Origin of the sequence: Kribbella pittospori, assembly GCF_004331465.1 — a bacterium.
Taxonomy (GTDB): domain Bacteria; phylum Actinomycetota; class Actinomycetes; order Propionibacteriales; family Kribbellaceae; genus Kribbella; species Kribbella pittospori.
The window spans coordinates 60,157-77,916 of the sequence record NZ_SJKB01000011.1 but is presented as its reverse complement, the minus strand read 5'-3'; the positions used below and the strand labels follow the sequence as shown (position 1 = coordinate 77,916).

At 67.3% G+C, this 17,760-nt stretch carries 18 protein-coding genes; 10 read left to right on the top strand and 8 right to left on the bottom strand.

Annotated features, from left to right (window positions below; translation table 11 throughout):
- Positions 1–116: 116 nt before the first annotated feature.
- Both E0H73_RS31215 and E0H73_RS46655 read left to right on the top strand, forming a co-directional pair.
- Positions 117–650, top strand: coding sequence for a helix-turn-helix domain-containing protein (locus E0H73_RS31215; protein ID WP_131362324.1), 534 nt, complete (start codon positions 117–119; stop codon positions 648–650).
- A gap of 12 nt (positions 651–662) precedes the next feature.
- Positions 663–947, top strand: coding sequence for a hypothetical protein (locus tag E0H73_RS46655; RefSeq protein WP_202867644.1), 285 nt, complete (start codon positions 663–665; stop codon positions 945–947).
- 476 nt (positions 948–1,423) lie between these two features.
- Here the strand turns inward: E0H73_RS46655 and E0H73_RS31205 are convergent, their stop codons facing one another.
- Genes E0H73_RS31205 through E0H73_RS31185 form a run of 5 tightly spaced genes read right to left on the bottom strand, consistent with a single transcriptional unit; the run spans position 1,424 to position 6,819 of the window.
- Positions 1,424–2,791, bottom strand: a complete 1,368-nt coding sequence (locus E0H73_RS31205; RefSeq protein ID WP_131362322.1) for an NAD(P)/FAD-dependent oxidoreductase — start codon at positions 2,789–2,791, stop codon at positions 1,424–1,426.
- The gene (locus tag E0H73_RS31200) at positions 2,788–3,588 is read right to left on the bottom strand and encodes an ABC transporter permease (protein ID WP_131362320.1); all 801 of its coding nucleotides are present in this window, start codon (positions 3,586–3,588) and stop codon (positions 2,788–2,790) included. Before E0H73_RS31200 ends, E0H73_RS31205 begins: the two co-directional genes overlap by 4 nt.
- Positions 3,585–4,490: an ABC transporter permease gene (locus tag E0H73_RS31195; protein WP_131362319.1), complete on the bottom strand. Its 906-nt coding sequence runs from the start codon at positions 4,488–4,490 to the stop codon at positions 3,585–3,587. The genes E0H73_RS31200 and E0H73_RS31195 overlap by 4 nt, the downstream gene beginning before the upstream one ends.
- Positions 4,487–5,620 carry an ABC transporter ATP-binding protein gene (locus E0H73_RS31190; RefSeq protein ID WP_131362317.1) on the bottom strand — a complete coding sequence of 378 codons (1,134 nt, stop codon included), beginning with the start codon at positions 5,618–5,620 and terminating at the stop codon, positions 4,487–4,489. The genes E0H73_RS31195 and E0H73_RS31190 overlap by 4 nt, the downstream gene beginning before the upstream one ends.
- Before the next feature lie 2 nt (positions 5,621–5,622).
- Positions 5,623–6,819 carry a polyamine ABC transporter substrate-binding protein gene (locus E0H73_RS31185; protein ID WP_202867643.1) on the bottom strand — a complete coding sequence of 399 codons (1,197 nt, stop codon included), beginning with the start codon at positions 6,817–6,819 and terminating at the stop codon, positions 5,623–5,625.
- Positions 6,820–6,966: 147 nt separating this feature from the next.
- On the opposite strand from E0H73_RS31185, the gene E0H73_RS31180 reads away from it, so the two are divergent.
- Complete coding sequence (locus tag E0H73_RS31180) at positions 6,967–7,449, top strand: Lrp/AsnC family transcriptional regulator (protein WP_131362315.1); 483 nt, start codon at positions 6,967–6,969, stop codon at positions 7,447–7,449.
- A complete protein-coding gene (locus tag E0H73_RS31175; protein ID WP_131362313.1) occupies positions 7,434–8,801 on the top strand; it encodes an NAD(P)/FAD-dependent oxidoreductase in 1,368 nt (455 codons plus the stop codon). The genes E0H73_RS31180 and E0H73_RS31175 overlap by 16 nt, the downstream gene beginning before the upstream one ends.
- Positions 8,802–8,824: 23 nt before the next feature.
- Here E0H73_RS31175 and E0H73_RS31170 read toward each other — a convergent pair whose 3' ends face one another.
- From E0H73_RS31170 to E0H73_RS31160, 3 genes are all read right to left on the bottom strand, one after another.
- The gene (locus E0H73_RS31170; RefSeq protein ID WP_131362312.1) at positions 8,825–9,466 is read right to left on the bottom strand and encodes a hypothetical protein; all 642 of its coding nucleotides are present in this window, start codon (positions 9,464–9,466) and stop codon (positions 8,825–8,827) included.
- Between the two features lie 63 nt (positions 9,467–9,529).
- Positions 9,530–10,111, bottom strand: a complete 582-nt coding sequence (locus E0H73_RS31165) for a carboxymuconolactone decarboxylase family protein (RefSeq protein ID WP_131362310.1) — start codon at positions 10,109–10,111, stop codon at positions 9,530–9,532.
- Complete coding sequence (locus E0H73_RS31160) at positions 10,111–10,425, bottom strand: hypothetical protein (protein ID WP_131362308.1); 315 nt, start codon at positions 10,423–10,425, stop codon at positions 10,111–10,113. Before E0H73_RS31160 ends, E0H73_RS31165 begins: the two co-directional genes overlap by 1 nt.
- A 169-nt stretch (positions 10,426–10,594) precedes the next feature.
- On the opposite strand from E0H73_RS31160, the gene E0H73_RS31155 reads away from it, so the two are divergent.
- The 6 genes from E0H73_RS31155 (at position 10,595) to E0H73_RS31130 (ending at position 17,760) form a co-directional block, all read left to right on the top strand.
- Complete coding sequence (locus tag E0H73_RS31155; protein WP_131362307.1) at positions 10,595–11,335, top strand: GntR family transcriptional regulator; 741 nt, start codon at positions 10,595–10,597, stop codon at positions 11,333–11,335.
- A gap of 72 nt (positions 11,336–11,407) precedes the next feature.
- Complete coding sequence (locus E0H73_RS31150) at positions 11,408–12,520, top strand: FAD-dependent monooxygenase (RefSeq protein WP_131362306.1); 1,113 nt, start codon at positions 11,408–11,410, stop codon at positions 12,518–12,520.
- A gap of 74 nt (positions 12,521–12,594) precedes the next feature.
- Positions 12,595–13,383, top strand: a complete 789-nt coding sequence (locus tag E0H73_RS31145) for a TIGR03084 family metal-binding protein (RefSeq protein ID WP_131362304.1) — start codon at positions 12,595–12,597, stop codon at positions 13,381–13,383.
- Complete coding sequence (locus E0H73_RS31140) at positions 13,380–15,092, top strand: acyclic terpene utilization AtuA family protein (RefSeq protein ID WP_131362303.1); 1,713 nt, start codon at positions 13,380–13,382, stop codon at positions 15,090–15,092. The genes E0H73_RS31145 and E0H73_RS31140 overlap by 4 nt, the downstream gene beginning before the upstream one ends.
- Positions 15,089–16,210 (top strand): acyl-CoA dehydrogenase family protein, encoded by a 1,122-nt coding sequence (locus tag E0H73_RS31135; protein ID WP_202867642.1) that lies wholly within the window; start codon positions 15,089–15,091, stop codon positions 16,208–16,210. The genes E0H73_RS31140 and E0H73_RS31135 overlap by 4 nt, the downstream gene beginning before the upstream one ends.
- Positions 16,207–17,760: an acyl-CoA carboxylase subunit beta gene (locus tag E0H73_RS31130; protein WP_131362300.1), complete on the top strand. Its 1,554-nt coding sequence runs from the start codon at positions 16,207–16,209 to the stop codon at positions 17,758–17,760. The genes E0H73_RS31135 and E0H73_RS31130 overlap by 4 nt, the downstream gene beginning before the upstream one ends.

The following is a 17,760-nucleotide window of genomic DNA, read 5'->3' as shown; positions in this document are numbered from 1 at the left end:
ACGGCAGCTCGTGATCCGGTAGGACGGCGTGATGTTTCTTGACGAAGGTCATCCAGCCATGCCATTATTCGAACGTTGCGAAATGCATTTCGCTTGTTTCGTCTATGGAGGATGCCATGACTGCCGACCTTCTCGAGTCGCAGACTTACCTGCCGGAGCAGCAGGAGCAATTGGCTACCATCGCGAGCTTTCTCGAAGCACATCACAGCAAGCGTGGTGAGCTCCCTGAGCGCCGCTACTTTCTCATCGGCGCCGAAGAGCACGAGCAGATTGAGGTACCCGAAGCGATCCACAGAGTCCTCGTGCAGGCGGTTGCTGCTCTGATGGCCGGCAAAGCGGTCACGCTGTCCCCTACAAGCCAGAAGCTCACGACGCAACAGGCCGCAGATCTGCTCGGCGTGAGCAGGCCAACCGTCGTCCGGCTCCTGGACGACAATGTCGTTCGTTCGGAGCGCATCGGCAATCGCCGGAAGGTTCTACTGAGCGACCTGCTCGCGTACCGAGACGCACGGCGGCAGCGGCAGTACCAAGCGATTGCAGATACCTCTGTGGATGTCGATGAAGAAGAGGACCCGGCCGTGGTGCAGGAGCAACTGAAGAAGATCCGAAAGCAGCGCGCCGAGCAGCGGCGCCGGGACCAGGGCATCTGACGGTATCGACCAGTGTTCGCGGCACTCCTCGACACCTGCGTCCTCTGGCCAAGCAAGCAGCGGGACTTCCTGCTCAATCTGGCCGTCCAGAATCTCTACCGACCGCTCTGGAGCAGCGAGATTCTCGCCGAGCTCCACGAACACGAACTCGCCAAGCTGAAGAAGCAGGGCGCTGCTGATGCAGAGGCGCGGACGGCGCGACTGATCGAACGGATGCGAACCCACTTCGATGACGCCGAGGTGGAGAAACTGGCAGCCCTACGAGGGCACCTTCGGGCTGCCGGACCTGGACGATGAGCACGTGCTCGCGGCCGCGGTGGCTGGTCACGCTGGGGCCATTGTGACGGGCAACGCGAAGGACTTCCCTCTGTCCAAGATCCCGCCTGGGATCGACATCGTTGGGCCTGCCGAGTTCGCCGCGAATACAGTCTCGGTTGCGCCCGACTGGCTCTGCAGGCAGTCCTCGAGCTGACTCATCGCTTGAACAACCCACCGATGTCAGTGGACGCGTTTCTCGAAGTCCTGCGTGATCGCTACGGCATGCATGAGGCCGTCGAGTTGATCTACGAGGTTCGCTGATTTCCCCGATCGGCGGTCGACTGTGGTGGGCCGCTGGCATGCGGCGCGAGCAGGCGGACGCGCGCGGCAGCGCGCAGGGATGGCGGCGATAGCCGCAGGTGTGGGCGGTAGCCCGTCAGGGAAGGTCGGGTGGGCGGGAGCGCGGGTAGTGGCTGCGACGGAGGAGCGCGTGCGTAGCACGCTGGGGAAGGTCTTCAGAAGTCGAAGCCCAGGCCTAGTTTGTCGAGGGTTCGGAGCCAGAGGTTTCGGTGGCCTTGGTGGGTGTCGGCTCGGGACATGGACCAGCGGGTCAGGTGGATGGCGGCGGAGCGGATGGGTTCGGGTGGGAAGGGCACGGGGCGTTCTTGGACCATGCGGAGGCGGGTGCGGTCGGTGTCTTCGGCGTACAGGAGGTCGAGCATGACGTCGGCGCCGAAGCGGGTGGCTCCTACGCCTAGGCCGGTGTAGCCGAGGGCGTAGCCGACGTGGCCGGCGTGCGCCGTACCGAAGAAGGCGCAGAAGCGGGTGCTGGTGTCGATCACGCCGCCCCAGCGGTGGGTGAAGTGCAGGCCCTCCAGTTGGGGAAACGTCGTGAAGAAGTGGCGGGCGAGCATCTCGTGGATGCTGTGGCGCAGTTCGTGCCGCGGATCGATCCGGCTGCCGTAGTAGTAGAGCGGGAGGTAGCCGCCCCACAGGATGCGGTCATCCCGGGTCAGGCGGTAGTAGTGGAAGAGGTTCGACGCGTCGCCGACACCTTGGCGGTGGCGCCAGCCGATGGAGTCGAGTTGTTCGGCGGACAACGGCTCCGTGACGAGGACCAGGTCATAGACCGGGACCGTGTAGCGGCGGAGGCGCCGGAGCAGGGACGGGAAGGCGTTCGTGGCGAGGGCGATCCGGTCCGCCCGGACCGAACCGGTTGCTGTCGACAACGTCTTGCCGCGCATCCTGTTCACCTGCGACATTTCATGGATGCGTACGCCGTGCAGCAGACAGGCATGACGTAGACCCCAAGCCAGCCGGGCCGGCTCGACCAGGGCCATGCGACTGGGGTCGGAGAGGGCACCGAGGTACGTCGGTGAGTTGACCTCCGCACGCGCTGCGTCCTCGTCCAGCAGGGTGACGCCGTCACGTTGATCCACCTCCTCGGCAAGTTCGTCGAGGTGATGCGGTTCGGTGGCAACGGTGAGTCCGCCACTCCGTTGCCAGTCGCAATCGATTCCGTAGCGGGCGATCGTGTCACCGATGGCGGCGAGATTGTCCGCGCCGAGCTGCTCGAGCTGCTCGATCTCCTCGGGCCAGCGAGCAAGACCGTTGGCAAAGCCATGAGTGAGGCTGGCATCGCAGAACCCGCCGTTCCGTCCGCTCGCCGCGGATCCACAGGTCTCCGATTCCAGCAGTACGACGTCCAGCTCCGGGTACCGTTCCTTCGCCCGCAACGCCGTCCACAGGCCGGTGTAACCACCACCGACTACGGCCAGGTCGGCCTCGGTCGGCCCGAGGAGCGAGGGCGAATGTTCCGGCGCGGCCTTGTCGTCGAGCCAGAACACTCGCGGTTCTGCATCCGCCAGCGCCGCAAGTTTCATCGCGCCCGTCGGCGGCGGGTGAGCTCGCCACCCACGACGAGCAGGAGGGCCAGCAGGAACATCGCCGTACCGACGACGTTGATCTGTGGCGGGATCTCGCGCTGGGCCGAGCCCCAGACGTACATCGGGAACGTCACGGTGGTCCCGGCGTTCAGGTTGGTGATGATGAAGTCGTCGAACGACAGCGAGAAGCTCAGCAGCGCGGCGGCCAGGATGCCGGGGAAGACCAGCGGGAACGTGATTCGCCACCACGTCTGCCACTCGTTCGCGTACAGGTCCATCGCCGCCTGTTCGATCCGGGTGTCCATCCCGGCCAGCCGGGCCTTCACGGTCACCACCACGAAGGACATGCAGAACATCACGTGCGCGATCAGGATCGTCCAGAACCCGAGCTGCCCGCCGAACCCGCCGGACACGAACAGCGCCAGCAGTGAGGAGCCGAGCACGATCTCCGGCGAGGCCATCGGCAGGAAGATGAACAGGTTGGTCGCCGACCGGCCGCGGAACTGGTGCCGCACCATCGCGAACGCCATCAGCGTGCCGAGCGCGGTCGCGATCACGGTCGCGAGCAGGCCGATCCGCAGGCTGGTGCTGACCGCATCGCACAGCCCGAACGGCCGGCACGGATGCTGCCAGTTGTCCCAGGTGAAACCGTCGAACGTGTAGGACAGCTTGCTCTTCGGGGCGTTGAACGACATCAGCATCACGACGACGATCGGCGCGAACAGGTACAGCAGCACGACGACCGCGACCATCATGACGAGGTTCCGCCCGAACCACCGCCCGGCCCTGGTCATACCAGGTCCTCCGTTCCCGCGCGGCGGATGTAGATCAGGACCAGTACGACGATCGCCGCCATAAGCGTCACCGACAACGCCGCTGCCGTCGGGTACGCACCGGCCGCGAACAGCCGCTGGATGTCGTTGCCGATCATCCGCTGCTTCGGCGTACCGAGCAGCTGCGCGTTGATGTAGTCGCCGGCCGCCGGGATGAAGGTCAGCAGCGTGCCCGCGATCACGCCCGGCATCGACAGCGGCAGCGTGATCTTCCGGAACGTCGTGAAAGGCCCCGCGAACAGGTCCCCACCCGCTTCGAGCAGCCGCTTGTCGATCCGCTCCAGACTGGCGTACAGCGGCAGCACCATGAACGGCAGGAAGTTGTACGTCAGCCCGGTGACGACCGCGGACGTCGTGGCCAGCAGCCGCCCGTCCGGCCCGAGGATGTGCAGCCACTTCAGCGCGTCGACCACAAACCCGTTGTCACTCAGCAGCAGCTTCCAGGACAGCGTCCGGATCAGGAAGCTGGTGAAGAACGGCGCGATCACCAGCGCCAGCATCAGGTTCTTCCACCGGCCGGATTTGATCGCGATCGCGTAGGCGAGCGGGTAGCCGAGCAGCAGGCAGAACGCGGTGGTGAGCAGCGCGTACCACAGCGACCGCCCGAACGGCCGTGCGTAGTCCGCCATCGTGTCGATGAAGTTCTGCCAGTGCCAGGTCATCGAGAAGCCGTTCTCGATCGACCCGTTCGGGTCGTACAGGCTGGCCGCGAGCAGCGTCACCAGCGGTACGACGAAGAACAGCAGCAGGAACAGCCCACCCGGGAGCAGCAGCAGGTACGCCGTCAGCCGCCGGCCGGATTTCGGCTCGGGAGGAGGCGCCGCTGTCGCGGTGGTCGCACCCAGCTGGCCGACCGCACTCATCCGGCACCACCGCTGTCGTCGATGTCCTCGACCCCGGCGAGTGCGTCCTGCTGGGCATCGAGGACGAACGTGTGCGCGGGCTGCCAGTGCAGATCGACCTGGTCCCCGACGGCGAGCGTGCCCCGGGCTCCGGTGTTCTGCTCGAACACCGTCAGCTCCTGGTCCCACGGCAGCTTGACCAGGTACTGCGTACTCACGCCGACGTAGCTGACATCGGTGACGACCGCACCCCGAAGCTGGTTGACGCCGTTGCTCTGCTCGGTGCCGGCCCGGGACAGGAACACCTTCTCCGGTCTGATCCCCATCCAGACGTCGCCCTCGGTGACCCGGCAGCGAGGCAACGGCACAGTCACCTTGCGACCTTGTACGTCGACGATCAGGTTCTGCTCGGCCCGGCCGATGATCGTTGCCCGGAGCAAGTTCGACTGGCCGAGGAAGTTCGCCACGAACGTGGTCGCGGGCAGGTCGTACAACTCGGCCGGCGTACCCAGTTGCTCGATCGCTCCGCCGTTCATCACCGCGATGGTGTCGGCCATCGTCATGGCCTCTTCCTGGTCATGGGTGACGTGGACGAACGTGATGCCGACCTCGGTCTGGATCCGCTTCAGCTCGATCTGCATCTGCCGACGCAGCTTCAGGTCGAGCGCGCCGAGCGGTTCGTCCAGCAGCAGGACCTGCGGCTGGTTGATCAGCGCGCGGGCCAACGCAACTCGTTGCTGCTGGCCACCGGACAGCTGCGAGGGCCGACGCTTGCCGAAGGCACCGAGCTCGACCAGGTCGAGCATCTCCGTCACCTTCGGCTTGAAGTCCTTGATGCCGCGGCGGCGCAGCCCGAACGCGACGTTCTCGAAGATGTCGAGATGCGGAAACAGCGCGTAGTTCTGGAACACCGTGTTGACCGGCCGCTTGTACGGGCGCAGTCCGGTGATCTCCTGCTCACCCAGCCGGATGGTGCCGGTACTCGGCTCCTCCAGCCCGGCGATCATCCGCAGGGTCGTGGTCTTGCCGCAGCCGGACGGGCCGAGCAACGCGAAGAAGGCGCCGGCCGGCACGGTCAGATCGATCTGCTGGACCGCGTTCTGGGCGCCGAAGCGCTTGCTGATGCCGGTGAGGACGAGATCGCTGGTCATGGTCAGCCGCCGATCGCGAGATTGAAGTCGGTTTCGTAGAGCTTGGCCTTGGCTGTGTCCAGCGCCATGAAGGAGGTGGTCTTGGCGAGCACGTCCTTGTCGGGGAAGATCAGCGGACTCTCGACCAGCTCGGGATCGATCGCCTCCATCGCCTTCTGGGCGCCCTCGACCGGGCAGATGTAGTTCACCCAGGCCGCCAGCGTGGCCGCGACCTCGGGGTCGTAGTAGTAGTTCATCAAGGCTTCGGCGTTCGCCTTGTGGGTGGCCTTGTTCGGCACCAGCATGTTGTCGGACCAGAGGTTGAGGCCCTCCTCGGGGACGACGAACTTGATGTCCTCGTTGTCGGCCTGCATCGCCAGGACGTCGCCGGACCAGGCCTCGCAGGCGGCGATGTTGCCGGCGTTGAGGTCCTGCACGTAGTCGTTGCCGGTGAAGCGGCGGACCTGCCCGGACGCGACCACGTCCTCGAGGTGCTGCAGCGCCCTACTCCATTCCGCGTCGTTGAACTTGCCCGGGTCGGCGCCTTCGAGCTTGAGCATGAACGCCATCGTGTCGGGCATTTCGGACAACAAGGTGATCCGGCCCTTGAGGTCGCTGCGGCTGAGCAGGTCCGCGAAACTGCCGACCTCGCTGGTGACCTTCGCGTTGTAGGCGATCCCGGTCAGCCCGCTCTGCCAGGGCACGCTGTAGTCGCGATGCGGATCCCAGTTCGGCGACTTCAGTTGCGCGAGCAGATGGGCGTCGACGTTCGGCATCGCCTTGTGGTCGAGCTGCTGGATCCAGCCGAGCGAGACCATCCGCGCCGCCATCCAGTCGGTCAGCACGAAGATGTCCCGCCCGCACGGCTGGCAACTACCAAGTTGGTCGCGCACCTTCGCATAGAACTCGGCGTTGTCGTTCACGTCGGCGATGTAGGTGACCTGGATGCCGCTCTGGGTCTGGAACTCCTCGAGCGTCGGCAGGACGGTCTTGCCGTTCACCTTTTCGTCGGACTCGTCCATGTAGCTCGGCCAGTTCGAGAAGATCAGTGCCTTCTGCGCCGGGGACCGGTCGGTGCTCACGCACTCGCCGGCGCTCTGTTTCGCGGCCGGGATGCCGCACCCGGTCAGCAGCGAGCCTCCGGCCACGCCCAGGGCGGACAGCGACATTCCGCGAAGAACCGTCCGGCGCCCCACGACGGATTGTCGACGAAGACTCATCGCACACCTCCCCGGATGCGTCTGTCGCGGGCGATACTGTCAAACAGAATGGATCGAGACAAGGGATTCCGTAGGTAATAGCCCGATTTGCAACGAATTCCGCTGCGCTGACTTGCTTACACCAGGTAACCCTGAAAGGATCTCCGCGTGGCTGTGCGAACGGGGAACTCCGACAAGAACCAGGCGCTGCTGGACGACACCTCGAAGGCGATCATCGAGCAACTCCAGAAGGACGGGCGCCGTTCGTACGCCGCGATCGGCAAGGCGGTCGGACTGTCCGAGGCCGCGGTGCGACAGCGGGTGCAGCGGCTGACCGAGGCCGGGGTGATGCAGGTGGTGGCGGTCACCGATCCGCTCGAGCTGGGCTTCGACCGGCAGGCGATGATCGGGATCAAGGCCGAGGGTTCACTGGAGCCGATCGCCGACGAACTCGCGAAGATGGACGAGGTCGAGTACGTCGTGATCACGGCCGGCTCGTTCGACCTCTTGGCCGAGGTGCTGTGCGAGAGCGACGAGCACTTGCTGCAGGTCCTGTCGGAGCGGGTCCGGCGGATCGAGGGCGTGAAGGCGACCGAAACGTTCGTCTACCTGAAGCTGGTCAAACAGACGTATTCGTGGGGTGTGCGCTGATCCTCTGGGCCGAAACGACCGAGCCCGCGGCCGCACGCCCGGCGCTCGCGGGTGACCGGCACGCCGACGTGGCGATCGTCGGCGCCGGGTACACCGGCCTGTGGACCGCGTACTACCTCGCGAAAGCCGATCCGTCACTGCGCATCGTCGTACTCGAGGCTCAGACTGCTGGGTTCGGAGCGTCGGGTCGCAACGGGGGTTGGTGTTCCGCGTTGTTCCCGGTCTCGTCGCGGCGGCTGGCGGCGCTGCCCGGAGCGAGCCGTGAGTCGGCGATCGAGTTGCACCGGGCAATGCAGGCGACGGTCAACGAGGTCGGGCTGGTGACCGCTGCCGAGGGCATCAACTGCGATTACCACAAGGGCGGCACGATCGTGTTCGCCCGGACCAAGGCGCAACTCGCTCGGGCCCGCGCCGAGGTGGCCGAGGCGCACGACTGGGGGCCTGGTGACCTGCGGTTCCTCGAGCCGGACGAGGTTGCGGCACACGCTCGGGCCACAAAGGTGCTCGGGGCAACCTTCACGCCGCACTGTGCCGCGATCCATCCGGGCAAGCTGGTGCGTGGACTGGCCGCCGTGGTCGAGGGCCTCGGCGTGACGATCCACGAGAACACCCCGGTGACCGCGATCCAGTCCGGCCGCGCGATCACGCCTTACGGCGTTGTCCGCGCCGAGGTGGTGGTCCGGGCGACCGAGGGGTTCACGCCGGGGCTCGACGGGCAGTCGCGCGCGGTCGCGCCGGTGTACTCGTTGATGGTTGCAACCGAGCCGCTCGACGACGCGACCTGGGAGCGGATCGGGCTGGCGGACCGGCCGACGTTCAGCGATCACCGGCATCTGATCATCTACGGGCAGCGCACGGCCGACGGGCGACTCGCGTTCGGTGGTCGCGGGGCGCCGTACCACTTTCGCTCACGAACCAAGGCGTCGTACGACGAGGTGCCGCGGGTGTTCAAGGCGTTGCAGGCGACGTTGCGGGATCTGTTCGACGGGCTGGACGACGTCGGGTTCACGCATGCTTGGGGTGGGCCGCTCGGCATCCCCCGGGACTGGTGTGCGTCGGTCGGATTCGATCGCGGGTCCAGGCTGGCGTGGGCCGGCGGGTACGTCGGGGACGGCGTCAGTACGACCAATCTCGCCGGGCGCACGTTGACGGATCTGATCCTCGGGCGCGACACGGCGCTGGTGCGACTGCCGTGGGTCGGCCATCGGTCGCGGCAGTGGGAGCCGGAGCCGCTGCGCTGGCTCGGGATCAACGCCGGCTTGCGCGCGATGACCTTCGCCGACACCGAGGAACGCGTGACCGGCCGGGACAGCCGGATCGCTCGTATGATGGCGCCCTTGATCGGTCGCTAGGGCGTGGGATTGGGAGACACGCACTAACGGAGCGCCAGTTGGGTGGTGCCTTCTTCGAGCAGGGATGCGAGCGGACGGCCGGTCAGCTGGATGCTGGGACGCATCCAGTCGTTGAGGATCGGCTCCTCCGTGGTGAGGTGATCGGTCAGCTCGGTCCGGCTCAGCTCGAAGACGTGGGCCGGGTTGCCGGTCAGGTCGACGACGGTCTGCATCAGCCGACCCGCCTGTTCCTCCCACAGCACATCGCCGGCGTCCAGGTGGTCCGGGCGGATCAACAGCAGGTCCACGTCGCTGTCCAGATCGCCGTCGCCGCGGGCGATCGCGCCGTACAGGCTGGCGTGCACCGGCGGGATGCGCCAGGCGCTGATCTCGTCCGCGAGCCGGCTGACCAACGTACTGCGAAGGTCCGCGAGGAACTCGACCGCCGGGGCGACCAGGTGTCTGCGATTGAGGCGATAGAGCAACGAGTTGCCGAGGTCATCCACATGCACGAGCCCGGTCGTCGCCAACCGCTGCAGCACGAGCCGCACGCCCGCCACACTGCCCGTGCCGGCCAGCTTCTGGATCTGCCGTCCCGACAGCCCCTCGTCGCTACGCGCCAGCACCTGAAGCACGGGCCCGTCTAGCGACGGCACGACGGTGCTGATCGGAGTCCTGAGATCCATAACCCGACCCACCCTAGTGATCACCTACCCACTGACAGTAATCACCATGACCCGTCAGCTATCTCATCGGTATCCCCGCTTGAGCAGGTACTTGGCTCCTGCGTCGTACCCCTCGGAGCTCAAAAGCTGGAAGGCGAAGGCGTCGGCGAGGCGGTCGGTGATGTTGAAGGCGGCGCAGACCGCCAGTGCGTCCTTGATCTGCTGGGGTGAGACACCTGCGGCCAGCACCTCCCGCATGTCCTCGGCGCCCACCTTCCCCTCTCGGGTCAGCTTGCCGAGCATCCGCAGCGTTGCCCGGAGCCCGCTCTCGACGGGAGCCGTTTCCAGGTCGTCGAGGACCGCGGCAACCCGTGGCCCGTCCTGATAGGCCTGGCTCGCGGTCGCGGTGTGCGCGCCGATGCAGAACGCGGTCTCGTTCACCTTGGAGACGTACGCCGCCATCAACTCCCGGTCGCCGACCGACCACTCGGACGGGCCGCGCATCGCCTCGTGAGTGAACGCCTTGGAGGGGTTGCCGTAGAAGTCAGGCCGGTAGAAGACCAGCCTCGCGGCGTCCGGCACCGGCTGACGCGAGAACAGCCGGATCATCGCGAACAGCATCTTGGTTCCGGGCTTGTAGCCGCTGTTCAGGATCTCGAGTCGCATCAGCCGACCTGCCCTTCGGCCAGCGCCGCCAGTCCCGCTTCGTACTGCCGGGTGGACTGGCCGACCGCAGCGCACACCACCAGCTCGAACAGCTGGTCCTCGCTGAAGCCCGCTGCCTTGGCCGCAGCGAAGTCCGCGTCGGTCACCTGAGACGGCGTCGTCGCGACCTTGCCGATCAGCGCCTGCAAGGGCGCAGGTACGTCGGCGTTGCCGAAGGCACGGGCCCGATCCTCGGCCGATGCCGTTCCCTCTCCGGTCAGCACGCGATCCACCAGGGCCAGGTGCGCGACTCGCTTCTTGTCCTCATCCGGCACGGCGCACTCCGCTTCTCGATCTCGGTTGTCTGCTCACATGTATATGACGATCGGCGCGCCGCCGAATGCGACATCCACCCGACGAAGGTGGTAATTGGTCTAGTTGATCTGGCTTCGACGGCGGTGGAAAGGGTTCACGGTGGGGTCTGCGGAGTGTTACGCAAGACCAATGCACAGTTCGTTGCCCGGGAAGGCTGCCGAGATCCGGGCGTTGCTGCTCAGCCTGATCGACACGCTGCCGGAAGGTGCCGCACTTCCGCCGGAGCGCGAACTGGCGGTGCGCTGGAACGTCGCCCGGATGACGCTGCGCCGTGCCGTCGACGAGCTCGTGATCGAGGAGCTCCTGGTCCGCCGCCACGGTAGCGGCACCTATACCACCCGCCCGAAGGTCGCCCGCTGGCTCGGGATGATCGGCTTCTCCGAGGACATCCGCCGGCGCGGCATGCGCCCGGGCAGCAAGATGCTGGAGTTCCGCCACCAGAAGGCCGAGCGCGCCGCCGCGCGCAGACTGCGGATCCCGGTGGGCGACCCGATCATCGCGTTCACCCGCCTCCGCCTCGCCGACGATCTCCCGATGGTCGTCGAGCGCACCACGATGCCCGCGGCATACGTGCCCGGTCTCCAAGCCGAGGACCTGAACGGCTCCCTCTACGACCTGCTCACCAACCGCTACGGCATCGACCTGGTCAGCGGCACCTCCCGCCTCGAACCCGTCATGCCCGACGCGAAGACCGCGTCCTGGCTCGGCATCCCCACCACCCAGCCGTGCTTGGCCCTGCACGGCGTCAGCTTCGACCGCCGCGACCGAGTCTTCGAGTACACCTCCGCCATGTATCGCGGCGACCGCTACGCCTTCACCACCGAACTCCGCACCACCCCCACCCCCCGAGCCAACGCCAAGGGCCTGTGAACCACATTCGAGTGGACCAGCGTGCCTTGCCCAAGTGCGTGCGGGGACTGGGCGGCAAGTAACGTCCGGCTCATGGGCATCGGTGAGCGGAGTGCGCTTGTTGTCGGGGCGGGGATCGGCGGGTTGGCTGCGGCGGTGGCGTTGCGGCGGATCGGGTGGTCGGTCAGCGTCCTGGAGCGGGCGCCGATCATCGCCGAGGTGGGCGCCGGCCTGACGCTCTGGCCGAATGCGGTTCGTGCGCTCGAAGCACTCGAGCTGGATGTCACCGACCGCACCGTCAAGACCGTCTCGCGCGGCAACATCCTCACTCCGAAGGGCCGCTGGGTACGGCGCAACCACCCGGAGGACGTCGGCGTTCTCGCGATCCATCGCGCGGACCTGCACGACGTACTGCGGGAGCAACTGCCCGACTCGGTGTTGCACACGGATGCCGAAGTGACCGCGGTGTCGTCCAACGGCACGCTGACCTGCTCGGGCGAGGAGTTGACCGCCGACCTGGTGGTCGCCGCCGACGGCGTCAACAGCATCACGCGGCGGACGTTGTGGTCCGGCGACGCGGTCTTCCAGCGCCGGGCGGTCTGGCGCGGCGTGACACCACCGGAGTCGGTGTGGCCGGTCCAGGAGTCACTCACGCTCGGTCGTGGTGTGCAGGTCGGCGTACTTCCGTTGCCGCGGGAGCGCGTCTACTGGTTCGTCACTGTGAACGCCGATCAGCCCAACCAGTTGTACGCCGACGATCGCCGCGAGGTACTGAATCGGGTCGGGGACTGGCACGACCCGATCCCGGCACTGGTCGCGGCGACGCCACCGGACCAGGTGCTGCACAACGACATCATCGACATCGACCCGGTGCCGACGTACGTGAAGGATCGCGTCGTACTGCTCGGCGACGCGGCGCACGCGATGCCGCCCGATCTCGGGCAGGGTGCGTGCCAGGCGATCGAGGATGCGGTGGTGCTCGCCGCGGCGCTGGCCGACGACGATCTGCCGCGGTACGACCGGGAACGTCGCGCGCGGGTGCAGCCGATGGCGGCCGAGGCCCGCGACTCGGTCAAGCGGAACTCCAACACGAACGCGGTCGCACACTTCGGGCTGACGCTCGCGGCCCGGTTCATCCCACCGAAGGCGTGGCGCGAGGCGACCGCCAAGTGGGCCGACTGGACTCCACCCAAGCTGCCGAAGTAGAAAACAAGCACACTTGATTCTTTTTCCGGGGCGTGCCAGTCTCGGCTGCACGATCCCCACCCAGGGAGTGCAGCGTGCAACTGGACGAAGTGCTGGCGGACCTGTGGGCCGAGAGTGCGGAGCTGGACCGGCTGGTCGGTGGACTCGCCGCCGAGGCATGGGCGACGCCGACGCCGGCCGAGGGCTGGACGATCGCGCACCAGATCGCCCACCTCGCCTGGACCGACGAGGCCGCACATCTCGCCGCCACCGATCCCGACGGCTTCAGGGCCTCACTGCAGAAGGCGGCCGCCAACCCGACCGGGTACGTCGACGAGGGTGCTGCCGAGACCGCGGCGCTGCCACCCGACCAGCTCCTGCCGTACTGGCGAGAGACCCGCGCCGAGCTCGCTGATGCGCTGAAGAAGGTCGCTCCGGGCGAGCGAGTGCTCTGGTACGGCCCGCCGATGAGCCCGACCTCGATGGCGACGGCACGGTTGATGGAGACGTGGGCGCACGGCCAGGACGTGGTCGACGCGCTCGGTGTCCACCGCCAGCCGAGCAGCCGGCTGCGTCACGTCGCGCACCTCGCCGTCCGTACGCGCGACTTCGCCTACCTGCTGAACGACCGCACCCCACCGGCCGAGCCGTTCCACGTGGAACTCACCGGACCCGACGGCCAGACCTGGACCTGGGGTCCCGACGACGCCGCGCAGCGGGTGACCGGTCCGGCGCTCGACTTCTGTCTGCTGGCGACACAACGCCGGCATCGCGACGACCTCGCCGTACAGGCTGAGGGTGCGGACGCGGAGGAGTGGCTCGGCATCATCCAGGCATTCGCGGGGCTGCCGGGGAAGGGCCGCGAGCGAGGGCAGTTCGGATGACCGCACCCATCAGGATCGGCAACGCGTCCGGGTTCTACGGCGACCGCTTCAGCGCGGTCCACGAGATGCTCACCGGCGGACCGCTCGACGTGCTCACCGGCGACTACCTGGCCGAGCTGACCATGCTGATCCTCGGGCGGGACCGTCTGAAGGACCCGTCTCTCGGGTACGCGCGCACGTTCCTCAAACAACTGGAGACCGGCCTCGGCGAAGCTCTCGACCGCGGCGTCAAGGTCATCAGCAACGCCGGCGGACTCAACCCGTCCGGTCTCGCCAAAGCGATCCAGGAGCTCGCGGATCGGCTGGGTCTGCACCCCAAGATCGCGTACGTCGAAGGCGACGACCTCCTGTCACGCGCGGCCGAACTCGACCTGGGCGAGCCGCTGACCGCGAACGCCTACCTCGGTGCGTGGGGCATCGCAGAAGCACTGCAAGCCGGCGCGGACGTCGTCGTGACCGGCCGCGTCACCGATGCTTCGGTCATCGTCGGCCCCGCCGCCGCCCACCACGGCTGGAAGCGGACGCAGTACGACGAACTCGCCGGCGCCGTGGTCGCCGGCCATGTGATCGAGTGCGGCTGCCAGGCGACCGGCGGGAACTTCTCGTTCTTCAGCGAGATCCGCGACCTCGGCCGGCCCGGGTTCCCGATCGCGGAGATCCACGCCGACGGCAGCAGCGTGATCACCAAGCACGACAACACCGGCGGCGCGGTCACGATCGACACCGTCAAGGCGCAACTGGTCTACGAGATCACCGGCGCCCGGTACGCCGGTCCGGACGTGACCACGCGGCTGGACACGATCGAGCTCGACACCGACGGACCGGACCGGGTCCGGATCTCCGGGATTCACGGTGAGCCGCCGCCTCCGACGTACAAGGTGTCGCTGAACAGCGTCGGCGGGTTCCGCAACGAGGTGGACTTCGTGCTCACCGGGTTGCAGCTGGAGGAGAAGGCTGAGCTGGTTCAGCGGCAGCTCGAGCAGGCGCTGCCCAAACGCCCGGCTGATCTGAAGTGGACCCTCGCATGGACGGAGAAGCCGAACGCGGGGTCCGAGGAGGAGGCGAGCGTGTTCCTCCGGTGCGGGGTCAAGGACCCGGATCCGAAGGTAGTCGGCCGCGCATTCTCCAGCGCCGCGATCGAGCTGGCGCTGGCGAGCTACCCCGGCTTCCACGTCACCGCGCCGCCCGGAGACGGATCGCCGTACGGCGTCTTCCGGGCCGGGTACGTCGACATCCAGGAGGTCGAGCACACCGTCGTAGTGCCGGACGGGACGCGGAAGGTCGTCGAGCCCGCGATGGAGACGCAGGCCCTGAGCCCGGTCGACGACATCGAGCTGCCGATCCCGTTGCCGCAACTGGCGTCCAGTGGGCGTCCGCGAACGCGAGAGGTCCCGCTCGGCCGGATCGCCGGCGCGCGGTCCGGCGACAAGGGTGGGGACGCGAACGTCGGTGTCTGGGTGCGGGACGAGAAGACGTGGCGATGGATCGCACATACGTTGACGGTCGAGTTGTTCCAGGAGCTGCTCCCGGAGACACAGCCGCTGACCGTGACGCGGTACCTGCTGCCGAATCTGTGGGCGGTCAACTTCGTCGTCGAGGGACTGCTCGGTGAGGGCGTCGCATCGCAGGCACGGTTCGACCCGCAGGCGAAGGCGGTCGGCGAATGGCTGCGCTCGCGATACATCGACGTACCGGAGGTGCTGCTGTGAACGACTACCGGCAGACCGTACGGCGATTCATGGCCGCCGAGGTGCTACCGCAGCTGGATCGGTGGGAGCGGGACGGCGAGTTGCCGCGTGAGCTGCACAAGAAGGCCGGCCAGATCGGGATGCTCGGCGTCGGGTTCCCGGAGGCGGTCGGCGGTGGTGGCGGGTCGTTGCTGGACGCGATCGGGGTGGTCGAGGAGATGCACTACGCCGGCGGCTCCGGCGGACTGGTCGCGTCGCTGCTCACGTGCGGGATCGCGCTTCCGCATATCGTTGCGGCGGGCAACCAGGAGCAGATCGACCGATGGGTCCGGCCGACGCTCGACGGCGCATTGGTCGGCGCGTTGGCGATCACCGAACCTGACGGCGGCTCGGATGTCGCGTCGATCCGTACGACGGCTCGGCGCGAGGGTGACGAGTTTGTCGTCAACGGTGCGAAGACCTACATCACGTCGGGCTGCCGCGCGGACTTCGTGACCACTGCGGTCCGGACGGACGGGCCGGGCGCACACGGGATCAGCCTGCTGGTGATCGAGAAGGGGACGCCCGGTTTCGTGGTGTCCCGGAAGCTCGAGAAGCTGGGCTGGCTGTGCTCGGACACGGCCGAGTTGTCGTTCACCGAAGTACGGGTACCGGTGGCCAACCTGGTAGGGGCCCAGGGCACCGGGTTCGTCCAGCTCGCGATGAACTTCGTGGCCGAGCGGCTGACGCTGGCGACCCAGGCGTACGCCGGAGCGCAGCGGGCGCTCGATCTGACGGTGGAGTGGTGCCGGGTGCGGGAGACCTTCGGACGGCCGTTGATCTCGCGGCAGACCGTGCAGCACACGCTGACCGAGATGGCTCGCCGGATCGACGTGGCGCGGGTCTACGTTCGCGAGGTCGCCCGCCGGGCAGAGACCGGTGAGGACGTGATCGCCGAGGTGTGCTTCGCCAAGAACACCGCCGTCGAGGCCGGGCAGTGGGTGTGCGACCAGGCGCTGCAGTTGCACGGCGGTCTCGGCTACATGCGGGAGGCCGAGGTCGAACGCCAGTACCGCGACCAGAAGATTCTCGCCATCGGCGGCGGCACCACCGAGATCCTGACCGGCCTGGCCTCCAAACGACTGGGGTTCACCGCATGAGCAATCGCGAGGCGATGCTGGAGAAGCTGACGGCGCTGGAGGCCGAGCACGCCAAGGCGCTGGCGGGAGGTGGCGAGAAGTACGTCGATCGCCACCACAAGCGCGGCAAGTTGCTGGCCCGGGAGCGGATCGAGTTGCTGCTCGATCCTGACTCGCCGTTCCTCGAGTTGTCTACGCTGGCCGGCTGGGGGTCGGACTTCACCGTCGGCGCCAGCCTGGTGACCGGCATCGGAGTTGTCGAGGGCGTCGAGTGCTTGATCACGGCGAACGATCCGACGGTCAAGGGTGGTGCCAGCAACCCGTGGACGCTGCGCAAGGCGCTGCGTGCGGACGAGATCGCGCGGGCGAACCGGTTGCCGGTGATCAGCCTGGTCGAGTCCGGTGGTGCGGACCTGCCGACGCAGAAGGAGATCTTCATCCCGGGCGGCGCGATGTTCCGCGATCTGACTCGGTTGTCGGCGGAGGGGATTCCGACGATCGCGCTGGTGTTCGGCAACTCGACCGCCGGCGGCGCGTACATCCCGGGCATGAGCGACTACGTGGTGATGGTCGACGGCGGCGCGAAGGTGTTCCTGGCCGGTCCGCCGCTGGTGAAGATGGCGACCGGCGAGGACGCCGACGACGAGTCGCTCGGTGGCGCCTCGATGCACGCCAGGAAGTCCGGGCTCGCGGACTACTTCGCGGTCGACGAGCACAACGCGATCCGGCTCGGCCGCCAGATCGTGTCCCGGTTGAACTGGCGCAAACTCGGTCCGCCGCCGGCTCCGTCGTACGCCGAACCGCTGTTGGACGAGGACGAGTTGCTCGGGATCGTGCCGGGGGATCTGAGGATCCCGTTCGATCCGCGGGACGTGATCGCGCGGGTGGTGGACGGGTCGGTGTTCGACGAGTTCAAGCCGCTGTACGGGTCGTCGCTGGCGACCGGCTGGGCGTCGGTGCACGGGTATCCGGTCGGCATCCTGGCGAACGCGCGCGGCGTACTGTTCAGCGAGGAGTCGCAGAAGGCGGCGCAGTTCATCCAGTTGGCGAACCGCGCGAACACGCCGCTGATCTTCCTGCACAACACCACCGGCTACATGGTCGGGCAGGAGTACGAGCAGGGCGGGATCATCAAGCACGGCGCACAGATGATCAACGCGGTCGCGAACTCCAAGGTCCCGCACATCTCGATCCTGATGGGCGCGTCGTACGGCGCCGGCCACTACGGGATGTGCGGCCGGGCCTTCGATCCACGCTTCCTGTTCGCCTGGCCGTCGGCGAAGTCGGCGGTGATGGGTCCGCAGCAGCTCGCGGGTGTTCTGTCGATCGTGGCGCGTGCCGCCGCGGCCGCGAAGAACCAGCCGTACGACGAGGACGGCGACGCCAAGATGCGCGCCTACGTCGAAGGCCAGATCGAGGCGGAGTCGCTGCCGATGTTCCTCTCCGGCCGGCTGTACGACGACGGCGTGATCGACCCGCGCGACACCCGAACAGTCCTGGGCATCTGCCTGTCCGCGATCCACTCGGCACCGGTGGAGGGCACCTCCTCCTTCGGCGTCTTCAGGATGTGA